Source organism: Dactylosporangium sucinum, assembly GCF_014647515.1.
Taxonomy (GTDB): Bacteria; Actinomycetota; Actinomycetes; order Mycobacteriales; family Micromonosporaceae; genus Dactylosporangium; species Dactylosporangium sucinum.
In genome coordinates, this window is record NZ_BMPI01000049.1 from 43276 (window position 1) to 61094 (window position 17819).

The following is a 17819-nucleotide window of genomic DNA, read 5'->3' on the forward strand; positions in this document are numbered from 1 at the left end:
CCTAGAAGAGGGTCCGTTGGCGCACTTGGGCGACCGTGCCGCGGTACCGCCCGATCAACGGCCGGACCAGCACACCGCCCGGCACCGGCGTCACCGCACCGAACCTGGTCAGCAGCTCGACCGCTTCGACGCGGAGCCGGTCGGGATCGGCGTGCCACGGAGCGCCGAAAGCCGAGCCGTACTGCTGGAGGATCGCCGCGACGGCCTCGCGCAGGAAGCTCTCCGTGACGAACGGCAGCCGTGCGGACTCGGTCTCGGTGTCGTCGGTGCCGCCCGCATCGTCCGTGTCAGCCACCTGGTCAAGATCGTCTATGGAAATCCGGGCCGTCGCTGGTAGTCCGGCGTCCGCCGCGGCCACGAGCGCGGCCTGTCGCTCGCGAGGATCCGGCGCCGGCAGCCGCCTGACCCGACGACCGTCCGGGTCCATTGCCCGCTCGGCCAGGGCGACCGCAAGCAGCACCGCGGCCTGCGCCACGGAACCAGTGCCTGGGAACCGTTCCACGGAGAACCCGAGCGTGTCGACGAGCAGCACGCCCTCCGCGCGTCGCTCGACCCGCAGGCCGGTCAGCCGCTGCAGGTCGACGGGCAGCGCCGTGCCGCGCAGATGGTTCGCGACGGCGGCGTCGACGTCGCCGAAGTACACGATCGGCAACTCGACGACGGCGCGACGCGCGACCTGCGCCGCCGCCCGCCGCTCGGCGTTACCGCTCGTGGTCGCCGAGCGTTCCAACAGCGCGTGCACGGTGTCGACGTGCTGCAACACCCGCGGCGGGTGGAAAAGCGCGACCAGCGCGTCGCGGGCGATGTCGTAGAGCGCCTCGCCGGCCGTGGGGTCGCTGACCCACGACGCGCTCGACCCGTCGGCCAACTGGAGCACCCGGCGATCCTCCAGCCAGGTCACCGCGTCGACGAACGCCCGCCGGTCGGCGCCCGAGTCGGGGTCGAGCCCGAGGCCGCCGATCCGGTTCGCGTCGGCGGACACGGCGTCGGCGAGTTCGCTCACCGTGGTTTGGACGCCGGCTCTGCCGAGCGTCGCCAGGCACAGCGCGAGGTACGCATAGCGCTGCCGGTCGAACGGGCGGCCGTTGCGGGTCGTGGCCGGCCGGTCAGGGGTGAGCTGGTCGGCGGTCCGCACCAGCCGGGCAGTAGACCCGTGCAGCTCCAGCCGGTACCCGAACGCCTCCGTGAGGTCGCGGCGCAACTCGGCGGCGAACCGCCGGACCCGGACGAGCGCCCGCTCGTCCGGGTACGTCGCCGTGATCAGCGGGTGGCGCAGGACGAGCCGTACCGCGCGCTGGTAATCGGCCAGGTCCAGTTCGGACACATTCGCCGCGAACCTCACGACACGCTCGCCAACTCGGCCGCCGGTTCAGCCCGCTTGGCCACCGTGTGCTCCGCGGGCGACACACTCAGCGCGTATCCGTCCAGATGCAGCCGCCCCGTCGTCGTCACCACGGTAGTGAAGCGGCCCGGGGCAGGCGTGAGCGTGAGCCGCACCCCGTAGGCCGCTGCGGCCAGTGGTGTGTCAGCGCGTCCGCCCACTCGGGCCGCCAGCGCCACATCCAACAGCCGACGCAACACCGCCGTCTGCGGTTCGTCGAGCGGCGGGACGTCAGCGGCAAGGTCCCCGCCGGCATGCTGCTCCACAAGCCGTGCCGCGGCCGTCACGCTGCGACGTTCCTCGGCGAGTTGGCGTTCCCTCAGCCGGTCACGCTGGCCGTGAGACCGGTCGAGCCTGGCCGGTCGGCCGTTGCCCTGTCCGGGAGCACGGCCGAACTGCACGAGCGTGCGGGACAGCTCGACCGGTGGTGCCTCCCACCACGACACGCGGGTCGGGATGAGTTCCGGGTCGGCATAAGCGACGCCGACGTGGCGGGGTGCGCCCAGACCGAAGACCACGTCGAACAGGGCATGCGCGACGTCGACGGAGCCGACGCGGGTGAACCACGCGGCGAGATGACGCAGTTGCGACTCGCGGCTGACCCCGCCCCGACGGGCTTCGGTGACCCGCCGGAGCAAGGCCAGCACATCACCGATCGCTGCCATCGTCGCACCGGCGAGCCGGTCCGCCTCGCTGAGCACGCCATCGCCCGGGGGCGCGAGCCACGAGCGGAGGCCGGCCCAGCGGCGCCGCCAGTCGTCCAACCGCTCGGCGGGGGTGGCGAACAGTCGTTCGTCCGCCTCGGCGGCCGCCTCTACCATGCGGTCCAGCCCGGAGGCCTCTACCTCGAGGACCGCCTCGCGCAGGCGCGGCGTATACCGCTGGAGCTCGTCGTGGAAATCGCGCAGGTGCGTCAGCAGCGCGTCCTTGTGCGCGAGGAACGCCTCAGGCCGCACGTCCGGCGTGCGGCTCAGGTCGCCCAGCATGTGGTAGAAGCGTGCGGCGCGTTCGGCGATGTCCGCGAGCGCCCGGTCCAGCCGGCTGAGCTTGCGGTAGACCTCTTCCGCGTCGCCATCGGCGTTCGCTGCGGCCAGGGCCTTGAGGTCGGCGAGAAGGTCGGCGAAGACCAGCCGGGACAGGGCACTGTCACCGACACCCGCGGCGAGCACCGACTCGACCGCCCGATGCGCGCGGTAACCGGCCTCGGTGAACTGATACACCGAGTGACGGTTGCGGTACTCCGCCAGCGTCGCTGCGCGGGCGCCGTCCTGCCCACGGTCGAGCACACCCCAGTCGACCAGGGCGTCGAGCAGTCGCGGGAGCTCCAGTCCGGCAGGATCCGGACAGTCGGGGTAGGTCGCCGCCAGTCCGGCCATGGCGGCTGCCACCTCGGACGTGTGCAGAACCACGTGATAGCTGGAGCGGGCGGCGTCGAGAGACCGCAGGACCCAGAGGTAGGCCGTCCGGTTGTCCGCCGTGACGTAGCTGAAGAGCCGCATCCGGTCGTCCAGACTGAAGTCGTCCAGCCCGAATGACGGCGGGTTCGGCTGCACCGTCGGCCTCCTCGAATCGACCGGCCCAACCTAGTCGAGGCGCTCGTGCGAGACCAGTTCCACAAACTCGTATGGCTGGCTGAAGTTTGTCAGATTACCGGTTTGGGGCTCCCGGTGCCGGGCGTGCCCTGCACGCAGATCGATTCCAGGTGCGCTCGCTCGGCGGCGAGCTCGTCTTGCGGTGCGGGCACGGTGATTTCCTTTGCGGGAATCTCAGCTGCTGCTCGCTCGCGTATCCGGGGTTTGCCGACCCGGCGCGTCGGGCCGTCCGCTGCGGTGCCTACCTCACCGCGCCCGTCAAGCGGCCCACCACTTTACGCGCTGACGCAGGCGGACTCCACCGAATTCAAGAAAAGCCGGGCACCAGGAGCGCGGTCAGCGCTCCCGGTGCCCGGCCGGGTCGAGCTGGTCAGACGACCTTGACCTTGGTGCTCACCGCGGTCTGGTAGAAGTCGGGCCGGCTGGTGAAGCTTGCCCGCCAGAACCCGGACTGCGCCGACGGGATGGTGGTGCTGAACTCGTAGCTCCAGTTGGTCTCGACCACGCGGACCGTCGTCCAGGGTGCCTTGCCGTCGGGCGAATACTGGATGTCGACCATCGCCGTCTGCGGCGAGAACGGGCTGAACTGCATGCGCCCGCTCACTGAGACGCCGGTGCCGTCCTCGGTGCGGGCGGCGGAGAACGACGAGAACGATGCCGGCTGGAGCACCGTGATGGTTCCCGTCTGCGCGCTCGGCGAGGCGATGAACGGATCGCCCGAATTCACACCGATCCGGTAGAAGCCGGTCTGGAACGGCGTGACCTCGATCTGGTAGCGGCCTTCGGCGTCGGTCGTCGGGTAGTCCGACCAGGGGCACGCCGACTCGGCGTAGCAGAACAGCACACCGAACTGCTTGTTGGCGAAGGGCTGCCAGCCGTCGGGGGAGCGCCAGGTGAGCTGGCCGGTCAGGGTGACCTTCTCGCCGGCCTTGACCTTGGCCCGGCTTGCCGTGACGGTCGCCCGGGCGGAGGTCGGGGTGATGCCGACCGGCAGCTCGGCGGAGTTGCCGCTCAGGTAGCCGATGTGGTCGTTGTCGTAGGAGTAGTAGGCGTAAACGGAACCGGCGTCGTCGAGGTGCAGCGGCCCCGAGAAGGTGCCGTCGGCCCCGGTGGTGGCCACGCCGAAGTCGCCGGGATACGACGACAGGTTGACGGGGAAGCCGGCCAGCGGTGCGATGTGGCCGTCGTCGGGCCAGCGGCCGAGCAGGCGCCCGCTGAGCGTGACCTCGCGCCGGGCATAGGTCACGGTCGCCGGCTTGACCACGACGCGGTCGAATGACGTGGCCACGAAGTAGGCCAGGCTGCCGGCATCGGTCCGCGACGTGTGCTGTCCGTCGTTGTCGGTGACCTCGATGTCGACCCGGTAGCCACCCAACTGGGCCAGCTGGAACCGATTGGTGGTGAACCAGGTGCTCGTTTCCCCGTTGCTCGACTCGATCTCGAAGCCGTCGGTGACCGCGACCTCCTGCTGCGTCGCATAGGACACGATGTGGGCGCGGATCGAGGCGACGCCGCTGTCGGACGTCACCGAAACCCGCAGACGACCCAGGTCGTAGTCGATGCTGTTGGCCCAGTTGATGATCGGTGGGTCGGCGGCAAAGGCCGGTGCCGAGAGCCCTGTCGCGCCGACCACCGCTGCGGTCGCCGTGACAATTGCCATGCTGAAACGCCGCACAGGTTCCTCCCCATGAGTGCAGTCGCGCAGATTCTAGGCCTGGTGCCCGCCCCGCGATGCCCCATAAATCGGCGCGTGTCGAAGGGGTAGCCGGCCCCACCGAACGCGGCGACCGTCACGGAGCTTCGCCCCACTCGGCTGCACTTTTTGGCCGTCGACGATGCCGCCTCACGCACCGTGGCCGCAACGAACGGGGCACCCTAGACGTCCCCTCGACAATCCGTTGGAGCTCAACCGCTGACGGCGCTGATGTGTTGCCTCGGGTCTCTACACGTGCGTCATGATGTTGTAGTTGCCGGTGCCGACGTTGGCCTCCAGCGTGGCGATGACGTCGCGTGGATTGTCGTACGGCCCGGAGATGTAGAACGGCTTGCCGTCTCGCCCGAAGCGGATCGGGCTGGGCTCGTCCGGCACGCCGAGGTATGGCGCCGCGGCGGCGAAGTCGGCGTGCGGCTCGAAACCCAGCTCCTTGGCATACGCCGCCCCGCCGTGAACCAAGGCCTGGGCGACTTCGATCGGAATCGACACGGGTGGCTCGTCGTATGCGCTGTAGTAGTCCCGGACGAAATCGTCGACCTTACCGAGGCTCATCCCGACTGGCCCGACCGAGTTCTTGATACCCAGGCAGTACACATCTACCAGATACCCGCAGGCGGCGACCCGGCTGGCGCGATCCTGCCGGACAAGCAGGATGTTGGCGAAACCGCTCGAGCTGGATGCATCCTTCCCGAGCGGGTCGAGCGCCGCCCACGTCACAGGTGCCTGATCCATGCCGAGGCCGACACTCCAGCTTTGGTTGATCCAGCAGCCGAGCAGGGCCCGGTCGGCCGGGTCGTCGGACGTTTGCTGCGTGGCGAGCCGGCGGACCAACGCGGTGGCGTCGGCCGGGCGTATGCCCAGCTGCTTCGCGATCTGCTTCGGTGACCCACCCTGCTCGCGCAGTCGCCGAACCCGGTCGAGCAGCGTCTCGTCAGCCATCGTCGATCCTCCGCGTCGGAATCATCCAAGACGAGATTCAACCTAGACGAAGGCGTGGGCCACGCTGTCAGGACAGATCCTGCAGCAGCGGGAGGATCCGCTCCTCCATGACGGCGCGTCCGGTGCGAACCATTGCGGCGGTGAGCGCCGGCTCCCACGGCGTTGCGGTCGGCGTGCCGATCAAGGCAACGCCGCCGGCCGCGTTGGCGCGCCGTCCTGCCCGCGATCCAGCACCCCCAGTCGACCAGGGCGTCGAGCAGCCGGGGCAGCTCCAGCCCGGCCGGTTCGGGACAGTCGGGGTGGATCGCTGCATCGGAGTCCGGTCGAAGCCGGTATTGCTCCCTTCAGCGCGGTCGGCGTGGCACCCTTGTGGCAGGATCCATCAGGGGGTGAGTCGCCGATGAGCGTGGCCGTGCTTGAGCATGTCGGTCCGTGGAACGAGGACGAATACCTCGCACTCGGCGAGACCACGAATCGGATCGAGTTGTTCGACGGGAGTCTGCTGGTGAGCCCGGCACCGACCACGCGCCATCAGCACATCTCCAGGCGACTGGCCAACTTGATCGATACGCCGGCCGACGCGGCTGGTCTCTGGGTCTACGAAGCGGTGAACGTCCGCCTGGCGAGTGGACGGATCTTCATCCCCGATCTCGTGGTGACCCCCGTAGAGGACGTCACGATGATCGACGCGCCGGATGTTGCGCTGGTGGGCGAGGTTGTCTCACCCGGCAACGCGGGTGCTGACCGGGTGCTGAAGATGCAGCTTTACGCTGCTGCGCAGATCCAGTGGTACCTGCTCGTCGAACCTGAGCAGCCGGAGTCGGTGACGTTGAGGCTGCTGCGCCTCGACGGTCAGCACTACGTCGAGCATGCGGTCGCGAAGGACGGCGAGACGCTGACCGCCGACGGTCCGTTCGCGATCGAAATCGACACTCGCGCCCTGCTACGTCGCCGATAGCGCGACGTTTTCGGGAGCCTCGGTTCGTCAGTGTTGCGGTTTGGCCTGCCATCGGCATTCGCCGACGAGCACCGGTCGATCACCCGTGAGTCCTAGCACATCGATCTCGACGGTCTCGTCCTTCCACCAGCGGCCGATCACCGTGTCGCTGGGCAGGGTGCCGGACGCTACCAGCCGTTGCGCGTGATCGCGGGCAGCCGCCTTGAGACGCGGGCGAGATGGGTCTGCCATCTCCCAGAGGTGCGCTACCTGACGGCCGGACCCTGGCCGCCGTCGATCAGGTCGGCGTCGTCGCGCAGCACGGCGAACCAGTAGGCGCGAGACCCGCACGCGGGAGAACGAGCTCGGCGATGAGCGGCGTTAGGCTGCCGGCTCCGTTCGGGTGGTAGGTCACCCTTGAGCCGCCTCCGCGGGCGTCGTGGCACGTGCGCGGGTGACGGTCCGCCCGCGTTCCGACTCCGGGAAGCGGTCGAGCATGGCCCGGACCTCGTCGGCGGCTACGTCGGCGCCGAAGAGTTCGGTGCCCGGTTCGAAGCGCATGCCCTCGGCGAGCGGGCCGGCAATGACCGGGTCGAAGCCGAGCGCATCGACGAGGGAGGCGACCGCGGCAACCCCGGCGGGGTCGTCGCCGGCGATCGCGATAGCGCTGCGTCCGGCTTCGCCGGCGGGGCGGGCTTCGTCCTCGAGGTCGTGGTAGCCCATGTGGTTGAACGCCTTGACGACCCGGGAGCCGGCGAGGAAGGCTTGGACGATCTCGCTGGACGAGGTGCGCGGGTCGGTGAGGTCGTCGCGGATGCCGTCGATCTCCCACCAGTAGTTCATGGCGTCGACGACGAGCTTGCCCCGCAGCGCGTCGGCGGGAATGCTGCGGTACTTGCCGAGCGGGAGGGCGAGGATGACGATGTCGGCGCGGGCCGCGGCGTCGACGGCGGTGGTGGCCACCGCTCCAGGGGTGAGCACGTCGACCGTGAGCGCGATGTTCGCGGGGTCGCCGGACCCGGCGATGAGCACGTTGTAGCCGGCGGCCAGGGCGAGCCGGGCGAGCACGGTGCCCACCTTGCCGGCGCCGAGGATGCCAAGCGTTGGGCGGCCGCTCCGGGCGCTGTCGTTCATGTCGTTCTCCATGACAGGTCAGCCGGCGAGAATGTCGCGGACCATCGGGATCACCTTCGTGCCGTAGAGCTCGACGGTGCGCATCCGGGCGCTGGTCGGCTGGGCTCCGGCGGTGTAGATGAGGTCGAACCGGCCGACGCCGAGGCTGCCGACCGCGCGGGCGATCTTGCGGGCGACGGTCTGCGGTGAGCCGATGTAGAGGGACCCGTGCTCGACCTCGGCGTCGAATTCCTGCCGGCGGATCGGCGGCCAGCCGCGCAGGGCGCCGATCCGGTCCCGGATGACCCGGTAGTGCGGCCAGAACACCTCCTTGGCTTCCTCGTCGGTGTCGGCGATGAAGCCCGGCGAGTGCATGCCGACCGGGTGCGCGGTCGTGCCGAGCTGTTCGGCGGCCCGCCGGTACAGGTCGATGTAGGGGGCGAAGCGCTTGGGCTGGCCACCGATGATGGCGAGCATGAGCGGCAGGCCGTACCGCGCCGTGCGCACGACCGACTGTGGCGAGCCGCCGACGCCCACCCAGGTGCGGAGGCGCCCCGACTCGGTTTTCGGGAAGACGTCCGCGTCCTTGAGCGGGGCGCGCTTGGTGCCGCTCCAGGTGACCGGCTGCTCGTCGAGCAGCTTCACGAACAGCTCGATCTTCTCCTCGAACAGCACGTCGTAGTCGGCCAGGTCGTAGCCGAACAGGGGGAAGGACTCGGTGAACGAGCCGCGTCCGAGGATGACCTCGGCGCGGCCGTGCGACAGCGCGTCCACCGTGGCGAAGCGCTGGTACACCCGGACCGGGTCGTCGGAGCTGAGCACGGTCACGCCGGAGCCGAGCCGGATGCGCGAGGTGCGTGTGGCGATCCCGGCGAGCACGGTCTCCGGGGTCGACACCGCGTACTCCGGTCGGTGGTGCTCGCCGAGGGCGATGACGTCGACGCCGAGCTCGTCGGCCAGCACCGCCTCGTCGACGACCTGGCGGATCGCGGCGGCATAGGAGACGAGGGCACCGGAGTCGTCCTCCGGCACGTCACCGAAGGTGTCGAGGCCGAACACGAGATCAGACACGCGGTCAGACATGGGTGGGCTCCAATCCGAGGAGTTCGCGGACCCGGAGAGCGACCTCACGACCGAGGGGTCTCCGTCGGGTGTCCGAACAATTGACATGTCAATTATGTTCCGTATGATTGACATGTCAATCGGAGGCTTGGATGACGGAGAACACAGCGCAGCGGCGGAGCGGGCGCCAGTTGCCGACCGCGGAGGAGCTGCGGATCTGGCGCGACTTCATCGAGACGGCGGATGCGCTCAGGTCCGAGCTCACGTCGCGGCTGCAGAGCGACTCCTCGCTGTCGCCCGGCGACTACGCCGTACTGCTCGCCCTCAGCGAGGCACAGGAGCGGCGGATGCGCTCCTCCGAGCTCGCGGCGCACATCGGCTGGGAGCGCAGCCGCCTCTCCCATCACCTCGGCCGCATGGAGCGGCGCGGGCTCATCCGCCGCGAGGATTGCGCCACCGACAACCGGGGAGCCGAGGTTGTGCTCGTGCCCGCCGGCGCCGAAGCATTCCGACGTTCCACGGTGCCGCATCTGCGCGACGTTCGCGAACTCTTCGTCGAAGCGCTCACGCCGGACCAACTCGTCGCGGCGGGTGAGATCGCCGCCGCGCTCCGCGCGCGCCTCGGCTCGTCGCGGCGAGTGTGACTCGTCGGAACTCGGTCCGGGCCGGTTCGTCCTGCTCGGGCTGGATGGCGGCGATGATGTCGCGCAGCGGGGCCGGCGCGGGGCCGTTGGATGCGTCGACCGGGGGTGGGGCCGCCCGCCTTGTGGGCAGGCGACCCCACCTTGATACCGCCGGTGCTATCGCACGACGTTGTAGGCGTTGATTTCACCCGCACCGTAGAAGCCGTTGCGGTTGCCGCCCGAGCAGGTCGCCTCGTAGCCCTGCAGGAGAGGGACCGGGTTGTACACGCCGCTGGGGCAGGGCAGCGCGTCGGCGGTGCGCTCCAGGAAGGATGCCAGGGCCCCCGGCTGCATGTCGGGGTGGGCGGAGAGCGCCAGCGCGGCGACGCCGGCCGCGTGCGGCCCGGCCATCGACGTGCCCTGCTTGTAGCCCCAACCGTTGGTCTTCGTCACGGTGTTGAAGGTGGTCGACAGGACGGCGTCGGCCGCCGTCGACGAGGCACCCCGGGTGCGGAAGCGGGCGTCGCCACCGGGCGCCGTGACGTCGACGACCCCCTGGCCGTACGACGAGTAGTAGCTCTTCGCCCGGGTCGGGCCGACGGCCGACACGGTCACCACGCCGGGCGCCTCGGCCGGCAGGTCGATGCAGGCGCCGGTGATCGTGCGATCCTCGACCGGGAAGCTGCCGTCGTTCGGGCTGCCGCTGTCGACGAACTTGTGCTGCAGGTCGACGTTGGAGTTACCCGCCGAGGCGACGTTGAGCACACCCTTGTTCTGCGAGTACCGGATCGCGCGCTGGACGGCCGTCCAGACCGGGCGCTGCCGCACATCGTTGCGGCAGTTGAACTCCCACGGGTCGATGTAGTAGCTGTTGTTGGTGACCCGCATGCCGTGATCGGCTGCCCAGAGGAAGCCGCACACCGCGGCCTCGGGGTAGATGTAGCCGTCGTCGTTCACCACCTTGACGGAGGCGACCTTCACCCCGGGTGCCACGCCGGCGACGCCGATCCCGTTGATGGACGCGGCGATCGTGCCGGCGACGTGCGTGCCGTGGTCGGAGGTGGTCGGGTTCCAGGCGGCCTCGGAGGTGTCGACCACGCCGCCGATGCAGGACGCGCTCTTGTCCTTCGCGATCTGCGTGGCGAGGTCGGGGTGGGTGCTGGAGATACCGCTGTCGAGGACCCCGACGACCACGTTCGGGCTGCCGATGGTCACCTTGTGCGCCTGCGGAACGCTGATCTGGGTCATGTCCCATTGCAGGCCGAACAGCGGCTCGCCGGTCGGGTCACCCGTGGCCTGCTGTGCGGCGGGCTCGGCGACCTCCACGGTGGCGCCGTCGTCGAGCGCCGTACCGAGACCCGCGGTGGACGCGACGGCGTCCACGCCCGAACCCGATACCGCGGTCGTGAACGCCGGGTTGGTCGAGCGGACCACGAGCACGCCGATCTGGCTGTAGTTCGCGACGATTGTGCCGCCGGCCGCGGCGACCCGGCCTGCCGCCCGGGCGGTTGACTGACCGTTTGGTGCGAGCACGATGTACGTGCTTTCCGGTCCGGCCGCCCACGCCTGCGTCGGTAACGCTGCGGCGGCCAGGACGCCGGCACCGACCGCGGCGGCGGACGCCGCTGCCAGCACCTTGCGACGAGATAGTCTCACGGTGAACCCTTCCGTCGGACTGTGATCGACGTCGCGCTGTAACGCAACGTCGGTGAACGAGCGCCGCCGGGTGGTTCAGCGTTACACCAGCTCGTCGTCGCCGGGCGTGACCAGGCCGTGCTCGTAGGCATAGACCACGGCCTGGACCCGGTCGCGCAGCCCGAGCTTCATCAGGACCCGGCTCACGTGGGTCTTCACGGCGCGCACGACGAAATCGTCGCCGTCCGCGGCGGCTTGGACGCTGCCGCCGTAGAGGCGGGCGCGCTCGCGCATGCCGACCAGCCCCTGGCCGCCGTCGCCGGGGCGCTCCGGGCGTACGCCGTCGTTGCGGATCTCCAGGTCGATCCAGCGGGGCTCGTAGCCGACGGTGACACTGGTCCGGGCCGCGTTCGCGTGCCGGCGCACGTTGGTCAGCGCTTCCTGGACGATTCGGTACCCCGCGAGGTCGACCCCGGCGGAGACGGTCCCGCGCGTGCCGGTCGTCGTGAACTCGACCGCGAGGCCGGCGGCGCGGACCTCGTCGACGAGGTCGGGCAGCCGGTCCAGCGTGGGCTGCGGCGCCAGGGCCGGCGCCTCGTCCCGCAGTACATCCAGGACATGGCGCATCTCGGTCAACGCCTCGCGGGCGGTCCGCCGGGCGGCGGCGATGTGGTCGCGGGCCGTCTGCGGCTCGATCAGGACCAGCTCCTCGGCCGCGCCCGCCTGCACGGCGATGATCGAGAGCGAGTGCGCGACGACGTCGTGCAGTTCGCGCGCGATCCGGGCCCGCTCGCGCGCGGCGGCCGACTCGGCCTGGGACTTCGCCCGCAGCGCCTGGTTGGCCCGCTGGCGGACGAGCCGGCCGGAGGTCCACGCCCCGGCGACGAAGAACCCGAGGATCGGACTACGCGTGGTTCGGCGCGGTCGCCGTGCCGGCCAACCTGGCCTGGCTGGTCGGCTCGATCCTGCTGGCGGTCGCGACCTGGCGGGCGCCGACCCTCCCGCGCTGGCTCTCGATCGGCATCGCCCTCGTCTGGGTGACGTCGATCATCCTGTCCCAGCTGGGCGGCAACCTCGTGGCCGGCGTCATCTGGGGCGTGCTCGGTGTGCTGCTGACGCGCTCCGGGCGGTCCTGAACCACGATCCGTGACCGGTCTCGCGGGGGCGGAGGCCGAGTGTCTCAGCCCAGGGCGGCCAGCAGTTCCGGGATCACCTCGATGACCAGGATCGTCCCGCCTGCCGGGTCGGCCAGGAAGGCGGCCTGACCGACGCCCGCGTCGATCGGGCCGGCCAGGACGCGGCCGCCCAGTTCCGGGGTGCGGGCGACCACGTCGGCGCAGTCGGCGACCTGCAGGATCGTGCGCCAGTGGGGCGGGGTGCCGGGCGGGTACAGCTCGCCCATCAGGCTGATGCCGCCCACCACACGGTTGTTGGCGAGCCACTCGTGGTACTCCATGTTGGCCTCGGTCTCCCCGGCGCGCTCGATCCAGCCGAAGACCTTGCCGTAGAAGTCGACGGCCGCGGGCACGTCGGCGGTGCAGACCTCGCTCCAGCAGACGGCGCTCGCCTCGTCGACGACCTGGGCGCCGGCGAAGCGGCCGCGCTGCCAGGCCGCGAACACCGCGCCGCTCGCGTCCGCGAAGACCGCCGTGCGGCCGCGGGCGCCGACGTCGGTCGCGGGCCTCAGGACGGTACCGCCGGCATCCACCACCAGCTGGGCCACGGCCTCGATGTCCTCGGTGGAGACGTGCGTGAGCCACATCGAGGGCCGGCCCGGGGCGTCGACCAGCCCGGCGACGGCCAGGTCGCGCAGCAGGAAGACCGTCGAGCCGTCCTCGGCCGTGGTGGCCGTCCAGCCGAGCAGTTCCTGGTAGAACGCGGCGGCGGCGGCCGCGTCGGCGCTGTGCAGCACCGCCCAGCACGGTGTCGCGGGACCGTACCCTCGAACTCGCACAGCTGTTCCTCTCGCGAACCGCAGATCTTCAGCGCAGACGATAGGCAAAGGTCAGACTTTCCGAGATCCTCCTAAGGGATCACAGTTCCTGCGCATGTGGCTAGACATGTGTGCCGTGCGGTACGCACCGTGACCCGCTCTACGCTGGGTGGCGTGGCTGAGGAGAACCCCGGGCGCCGCGCCCAGGTCCGCGACGCGGCGACCATGCGCGCGCTGGCGCACCCGGCGCGCATCGCGATCGTCGACCGGCTGTTCACCGGGGAGCCCGCCACGGCCACCGAGCTGGCCGAGGTGAGCGGCCTGTCCCCGAGCGCCACCAGTTACCACCTGCGGGAACTTGCCAAGGCGGGGCTGATCGAGGAGGCCCCCAGCCGCGGGGACGGCCGCGAGCGCGTCTGGCAGAGCCAGCTGCGCGGCCTGAACATCGAGACGCCGCCGGAGCGGGGCGCGGCGGAGCGGGCCGCCGACCGTGAGCTGACGCAGATGTACCTCGACCGCGAGGACCAGCGCGCCCGCGAGTGGCTGGCGCGGCGGGAGGACGAGCCGTACGAGTGGTATCGGGCCGCCACGGCCGCCGGGGTGCAGGTCGTGGTCACGGCCGAGGAGATGGAGCAGCTCAACGCCAAGATCCTGGCGGTCCTGGAGCCCTTCGCGCGGCGGAACCGGACGGATCCGCCGGCCGGTGCCCGCCCGGTGGACGTGAGCTACCGGGTCGTGCCCCGGCCGTAGGCGCTGCCTTCACGTTGGCATGGAGGGGGTATAGACAACGCAAGATGCGAAGGATTATTTTCGAAGTATGTCCTTCACATCTCCCCGTGACGTGTACCTGCTGGCGGCCGCGCGTGGAGTCTCGATGCTCGGGGACTTCCTGGCCGCCACGTCGCTCGTGCTCGCCTTCCAGGAGCGGGGCGCCGGCGGTGCGGCCGTAGCCGCGGTGCTCATCGCATCCGTGCTGCCTGTCGTCGCCCTCGCGCCGCTCGCCGGGTGGCTCGTCGATCGGGTCGACAGCCGCGTCCTGCTCACCACCGTCGGGCTCATCCAGGTCGGCATCTGTGCGGGCATGGCCTTCACGACCAGCACCTGGGTGCTTGTCGGGCTGGCGATGCTGCTCGCCGCCGGAGTCGCGATCACCACACCTACGTTCAGCGCACTGCTTCCAGACGTCGCCGGGCCGGACGGGGTCGGGCGGGCCATGGCCATCGCCCAGACCGCCAACTCCGCCGGGTCGCTGGTCGGGCCGGCGCTCGCCGGGGTCCTCGTGGGGGCGTTCGGGCTGCGGGCGCCGCTGCTCATCGACGCCGGCACGTACCTTGCCGTCGTGGGGGCGGGGCTGCTGCTCAGGACCCGTCGCCGGGTCACGGCGCAGGAGCGGGCCTCCAGCGGTACCACCGGATGGAAAATCCGCCAGGAACCCATGCTCTGGCCGTTGATGCTGCTCGTCGGCGCGCTCGTCCTCGCGCTCAACGTCGACATGGTGGTCGGCGTGTTCTACATCCGCGAGACGCTCGGCGGGAGTCCGGCCGAGTTCGGGCTGGTCGAGGCGGCGTGGATGGCCGGGCTCCTGGCCGGCGGGTGGCTGGCGGCGGCCCGCGCGCGCACCGACAAGGCGTTGGGGCGCCTGCTGGTGGTGCTGCACCTGGTCACCGCCATCGCCGTCCTGCTGTCGGGCTTCGCGACGGTGGTGTGGATGGTGTACCCGTTGTGGCTGCTGGGCGGCGCCATGAACGGGGCCGAGAACAACTTCCTGGGCGTGCTCGCGGCCCGGCGGGTGCCGGCGGCCGTGCGCGGGACCTTCTTCGCGCGGTTCGGCGCGGTGATCAACGGCGCCAACCTCGTCGGCTACGTGGCTGGTGGGGTGCTCGTGGGACGGTTCGAGCCGCGGCACATCGTGCTCGGCTGCGGCGCCGCGGGAGTGCTCGCCGTGCTGCTCCTCGGGCCGGCGCTCTGGCGGGCTAGTGGACGGTCAGCAGCTGCTTCGTCACTTCCCGGCACGTCTTCGCCCCATAGTCCTTCCCCAGTGAGCTCTGGTAGTGCGCCATGATGCCGATGCTCCAGCCGTCGCCGACCGCCATGCAGGCGATGTGCCACTGCCCGTCGTCCCGCGACAGCCAGCCGTTCTTGATCGCCGTCGTCTTCTGCACGTCGGCGGGCAGCACCTCGATCGGCCCGAAGCGGCCCGGGCCGCGCACGTTGCGCATCTCGTTGAGCAGCCAGCCGGTCCACTTCGGACCCGCCGCGCGGCCGTCGGCGATGCACTTGGCCAGCCGGGCCACGTCGCGCGCGGACATCTGGGTCAGGCTCCAGGAGTTCTGCGTGCCCTTGGTCTCGGTGAGGCCGCACAGGCTGATCATGCGCTTGATCGAGTTCAGGTTGCCGTTCTGGACGTGGTACTTGAACGTGTTCTCGGTCTCCGAGTCGCGGATCATGCGGGTGAGCTCGGCGAGCGCGGCCGAGCCGGGCTGCTTGTTCTGCTCGGCCTGCCGGCGCAGCCAGTCAGCGGCGACCCAGGCCTTCGACATCGACGCGGTGTCACTCGTCGTGTACGGCGTGGAGCCATACAGTTGACCCGTCACGTGGTCGTAGAACGCCCACGACCAGAAGCCCTTGACGTTCATCGTGACCGTCGCGGTGGGGTTGAAGAGCGGCCCGCTGGGCGACGGCGACGGATCCGACGGGGCCGGGGACGGGGCCTCGGACGTCGCCTCCGCGGCCGTGACGCGCTCGGGCTTGGCCGGAGACTGCTTCGACGAGCAGCCGGCCAGCAGCGCCAAGGCGACCGCGATCACGGCGAGGGGGCGTCGCACCAGAGCAGGGTACGCCGTTGTGAGAATGGCCGCCCGCTGCGGTTGACCAGCCACGGGTGGGGCACCATGGGCCATGTGCCTGAGTTGCAGCGGCCCCGAGTGGGCCACATCCAGTTCCTGAACTGCCTTCCGATCTACTGGGGCCTCATGCGCTCGGGCGCGCTGATCGACGTCGACCTGCACAAGGACTCGCCGGAGCGGCTCAACGCCGCGCTCATCGCCGGTGACCTCGACATCGGGCCGATCTCGGTGGTTGAGTACCTCCGCAACGCCGACGACCTGCTCCTGCTCCCCGATCTCGCGGTGGGCAGCGACGGGCCGGTGCTGTCCGTGAACGCGGTCTCAACCGTCCCGCTGGAGCGGCTCGACGGCCGCCGCGTCGCCCTCGGCGCGACGTCGCGCACCGGCGTGCTGCTCGCCCAGATGTACCTCGAGACGCACGTCGGCGTGCGGCCGCAGTACTTCCAGAGCCCGCCCGACCTGGCCCGCATGCTGGACGAGGCGGACGCCGCCGTGATCATCGGCGACGTGGCCCTGCGCGCGCTGCACGACGCGCCGCAGCACGGCTGGCAGGTCACCGACCTCGGCCAGGCCTGGCGCGACTGGACCGGCCTGCCGATCGTCTTCGCCGCGTGGGCGGTCCGCCGCGACTTCGCGCTGGCGCACCCCGGGCTGGTGAAGGACGTGCACGAGGCGTTCCTCCGATCGAAAGAGCTGTGCCTGACCGAGCTGGACGAGGTGGCCGAGGCCGCCGCACGCTGGGAGACGCTGTCGGCGGCGACGCTGGCGCAGTACTTCCGGGCGCTGGACTTCTCACTCGGCGAGCGCCAGGTCGCGGGCGTGCGCGAGTTCGCCCGCCGGGCGGCCGACCTGGGCGCGGTTCCGGCGCTCCCGCCGGACGGCCCGTACTTCTTCGAGGGCTGACCCGCCACCGACGCCTGCGTCTCCGCGACGCTTGCGCCCCGCGACGCCCGCGCCCCGCGACGGCTCCTCCGGCCCCTTCGGTCTCGCGGCCCCTCCGCCCGCGACCGCCTCCGCGTCCCCCACGCCCCGCGATCTTGGAGTTGCGGTCCCGGCTATTTCCGCATATATCGGATATTTCCACGACCACAACTCCAAGAACGCGGGGCATAAGGGGCGGGGCATAAGGGAGGGCGGGCGTCAGGCCTGGAGCTGGTGCGTCACCTGGGAGCAGATCGACGCGCCGTAGCCCATGCCCTTCGACGACGGGTACACCGTCAGGACGCTCAGGACCCAGTCCGTGCCGACAGCCAGGCAGTTGACGTGCCACTTGCCGTCGCTACGAGCGATCCAGCCGTTCTTCACCGCCGTGGTCGCCCGCTCGGCCTCGGGCAGCGCCGGCACGATGCCGAACTCCTGGCTCGACGACACGTTGCGCATCTCGTTGAGCAGCCAGTCGGTCCACTTCGGGCCGGCGGCGCGCCCGTCGCCGATGCAGGCGCCCATCCGCGCCGCGTCGCGGGCCGAGACCATCGTGCTGGCCCAGTCGATGTAGTACTTGCTGTCGGTCAGCCCGCAGATCTGGATCAGCCGCGTGATGCTCGCGGACTTGCCGTCGAGGCCCCAGAAGTACGACGCCGCGTTGTTGTCGCTGCTGCGGATCATGACGCTGAGCTGGCGCAGGTTCGACTGGCTGGGGTTCGCCGTGCGGCGCAGGTAGTCGGCGGCCAGCCAGGCCTTGATCATCGATGCCGTGCGCTGCGTGGTCGCCGCGTTGGCCGAGCCGGCGATCTCGCCCGTGCGCCGGTCGAGGACGGTCCACGACCAGAAGCCGGTGGCGTCGACCGCGACCGGGGCCGGGTGCAGCAGGGCGGGCGGCAGGGTCGGCGCGGTCGGCGCCGCGGGGTTGGCCTTGCGGGCCGGCGTCTCGGAGGCCGTCGGGCCGACGATCAGGTCGGCGGGCGCGACCGCGTTCGAGGTGTGCCGGGCCAGCTTGCCGCTGCCCCAGACGTACGGGACGCCGACCATGAGGCCGGCGACGAGCAGTACGAATACGACTAATCCGACGCGCTTGCGCATGGGTCGGTGGTTCCTTCCCTGGCGG

The 17819-nt window shown here is 70.6% G+C and carries 19 protein-coding genes; 6 read left to right on the forward strand and 13 right to left on the reverse strand.

Annotated elements, in window-relative coordinates:
* Position 1 precedes the first annotated feature (1 nt).
* From IEZ31_RS38090 to IEZ31_RS59530, 5 genes are all read right to left on the reverse strand, one after another.
* Positions 2–1324, reverse strand: coding sequence for a DUF2398 family protein (locus IEZ31_RS38090; RefSeq protein ID WP_229836266.1), 1323 nt, complete (start codon positions 1322–1324; stop codon positions 2–4).
* A gap of 14 nt (positions 1325–1338) precedes the next feature.
* Positions 1339–2934: a TIGR02677 family protein gene (locus IEZ31_RS38095; protein WP_229836267.1), complete on the reverse strand. Its 1596-nt coding sequence runs from the start codon at positions 2932–2934 to the stop codon at positions 1339–1341.
* 409 nt (positions 2935–3343) lie between these two features.
* Positions 3344–4633 carry a hypothetical protein gene (locus IEZ31_RS38100; protein ID WP_190254956.1) on the reverse strand — a complete coding sequence of 430 codons (1290 nt, stop codon included), beginning with the start codon at positions 4631–4633 and terminating at the stop codon, positions 3344–3346.
* 282 nt (positions 4634–4915) lie between these two features.
* Positions 4916–5626: a hypothetical protein gene (locus IEZ31_RS38105; RefSeq protein WP_190254957.1), complete on the reverse strand. Its 711-nt coding sequence runs from the start codon at positions 5624–5626 to the stop codon at positions 4916–4918.
* Between the two features lie 67 nt (positions 5627–5693).
* Positions 5694–5939, reverse strand: coding sequence for a DUF2399 domain-containing protein (locus tag IEZ31_RS59530; protein WP_190254958.1), 246 nt, complete (start codon positions 5937–5939; stop codon positions 5694–5696).
* A gap of 87 nt (positions 5940–6026) precedes the next feature.
* Between IEZ31_RS59530 and IEZ31_RS38115 the strand changes: the two genes are divergently transcribed.
* Entirely contained in the window at positions 6027–6584 is a 558-nt protein-coding gene (locus IEZ31_RS38115; protein ID WP_190254959.1) for a Uma2 family endonuclease, read from the forward strand.
* A 27-nt stretch (positions 6585–6611) separates the two neighbouring features.
* Here IEZ31_RS38115 and IEZ31_RS38120 read toward each other — a convergent pair whose 3' ends face one another.
* The 3 genes from IEZ31_RS38120 to IEZ31_RS38130 all read right to left on the reverse strand — a co-directional run bounded on the left by IEZ31_RS38120 (position 6612) and on the right by IEZ31_RS38130 (position 8747).
* Entirely contained in the window at positions 6612–6815 is a 204-nt protein-coding gene (locus IEZ31_RS38120) for a DUF234 domain-containing protein (RefSeq protein ID WP_190254960.1), read from the reverse strand.
* A 159-nt stretch (positions 6816–6974) separates the two neighbouring features.
* On the reverse strand, positions 6975–7697 hold the full coding sequence (locus IEZ31_RS38125; protein WP_190254961.1) for an NADPH-dependent F420 reductase: 723 nt from the start codon (positions 7695–7697) through the stop codon (positions 6975–6977).
* Between the two features lie 18 nt (positions 7698–7715).
* On the reverse strand, positions 7716–8747 hold the full coding sequence (locus tag IEZ31_RS38130; protein WP_190255003.1) for an LLM class flavin-dependent oxidoreductase: 1032 nt from the start codon (positions 8745–8747) through the stop codon (positions 7716–7718).
* 143 nt (positions 8748–8890) lie between these two features.
* On the opposite strand from IEZ31_RS38130, the gene IEZ31_RS38135 reads away from it, so the two are divergent.
* Entirely contained in the window at positions 8891–9382 is a 492-nt protein-coding gene (locus tag IEZ31_RS38135; RefSeq protein WP_190254962.1) for a MarR family winged helix-turn-helix transcriptional regulator, read from the forward strand.
* A gap of 156 nt (positions 9383–9538) precedes the next feature.
* Here the strand turns inward: IEZ31_RS38135 and IEZ31_RS38140 are convergent, their stop codons facing one another.
* A complete protein-coding gene (locus IEZ31_RS38140) occupies positions 9539–11017 on the reverse strand; it encodes a S8 family peptidase (protein WP_190254963.1) in 1479 nt (492 codons plus the stop codon).
* An 81-nt stretch (positions 11018–11098) separates the two neighbouring features.
* Positions 11099–11896 (reverse strand): sensor histidine kinase, encoded by a 798-nt coding sequence (locus IEZ31_RS38145; RefSeq protein ID WP_190255004.1) that lies wholly within the window; start codon positions 11894–11896, stop codon positions 11099–11101.
* A gap of 29 nt (positions 11897–11925) precedes the next feature.
* Here IEZ31_RS38145 and IEZ31_RS38150 point away from each other — a divergent pair, with 29 nt between their 5' ends.
* On the forward strand, positions 11926–12132 hold the full coding sequence (locus IEZ31_RS38150) for a hypothetical protein (protein ID WP_190254964.1): 207 nt from the start codon (positions 11926–11928) through the stop codon (positions 12130–12132).
* A 44-nt stretch (positions 12133–12176) separates the two neighbouring features.
* On the opposite strand, the gene IEZ31_RS38155 is transcribed toward IEZ31_RS38150, so the two are convergent.
* A complete protein-coding gene (locus IEZ31_RS38155; protein ID WP_190254965.1) occupies positions 12177–12908 on the reverse strand; it encodes a VOC family protein in 732 nt (243 codons plus the stop codon).
* A 195-nt stretch (positions 12909–13103) separates the two neighbouring features.
* Between IEZ31_RS38155 and IEZ31_RS38160 the strand changes: the two genes are divergently transcribed.
* Together IEZ31_RS38160 and IEZ31_RS38165 are read left to right on the forward strand one after the other, a co-directional pair.
* Complete coding sequence (locus IEZ31_RS38160) at positions 13104–13679, forward strand: ArsR/SmtB family transcription factor (protein WP_229836268.1); 576 nt, start codon at positions 13104–13106, stop codon at positions 13677–13679.
* Between the two features lie 67 nt (positions 13680–13746).
* Positions 13747–14991 (forward strand): MFS transporter, encoded by a 1245-nt coding sequence (locus tag IEZ31_RS38165; protein ID WP_190254966.1) that lies wholly within the window; start codon positions 13747–13749, stop codon positions 14989–14991.
* Here IEZ31_RS38165 and IEZ31_RS38170 read toward each other — a convergent pair.
* Entirely contained in the window at positions 14903–15754 is an 852-nt protein-coding gene (locus IEZ31_RS38170; RefSeq protein WP_190254967.1) for a serine hydrolase, read from the reverse strand. The two genes, IEZ31_RS38165 and IEZ31_RS38170, sit on opposite strands and share 89 nt — an antisense overlap.
* A gap of 66 nt (positions 15755–15820) precedes the next feature.
* Here IEZ31_RS38170 and IEZ31_RS38175 point away from each other — a divergent pair, with 66 nt between their 5' ends.
* Positions 15821–16678 carry a menaquinone biosynthetic enzyme MqnA/MqnD family protein gene (locus tag IEZ31_RS38175; RefSeq protein WP_190254968.1) on the forward strand — a complete coding sequence of 286 codons (858 nt, stop codon included), beginning with the start codon at positions 15821–15823 and terminating at the stop codon, positions 16676–16678.
* Between the two features lie 237 nt (positions 16679–16915).
* Here IEZ31_RS38175 and IEZ31_RS38180 read toward each other — a convergent pair whose 3' ends face one another.
* On the reverse strand, positions 16916–17794 hold the full coding sequence (locus tag IEZ31_RS38180; protein ID WP_190254969.1) for a serine hydrolase: 879 nt from the start codon (positions 17792–17794) through the stop codon (positions 16916–16918).
* Positions 17795–17819: the final 25 nt, after the last annotated feature.